Origin of the sequence: Caballeronia sp. LZ035, assembly GCF_031451175.1 — a bacterium.
Taxonomy (GTDB): Bacteria; Pseudomonadota; Gammaproteobacteria; order Burkholderiales; family Burkholderiaceae; genus Caballeronia.
Genome location: NZ_JARUXS010000051.1, coordinates 1 through 307, shown reverse-complemented (window position 1 = coordinate 307; position 307 = coordinate 1). Strand labels below are relative to the sequence as shown.

The window sequence follows — 307 nt, the reverse complement described above, 5'->3', positions numbered from 1 at the left end:
GCTCACGCCAGCACGCAGAATGCCGATGAAATCGACGCCACCGTGATCGTAGAAGCGGTAATCTTCAATGGCGAGCACCGCCTTCTTCATCTGGTCGGGAATGTCCTGAAAACGCACGAGGCTGCGGCGCTCTTCGCCGAATTCGCCGATCAGCACGTGATCCGACGTGTAGACCCTAAGCGGCACTTTCGGGCGATAGTCGATCAGCGCATCGAGCGAAGGCAGGTTCGGCTCCATCACGACGAGCGCATAGCCGACGATCAGCCCGCCCACCACCACGCCGATAGCCGCGAGCCCCGCCAACCAC

General features: G+C 61.6%; 1 protein-coding gene. It reads right to left on the bottom strand.

The features are described 5' to 3' along the window. On the bottom strand, positions 1-307 hold a 307-nt coding region (locus tag QCE88_RS42020), incomplete at both ends, for a transglycosylase domain-containing protein (protein ID WP_309911951.1).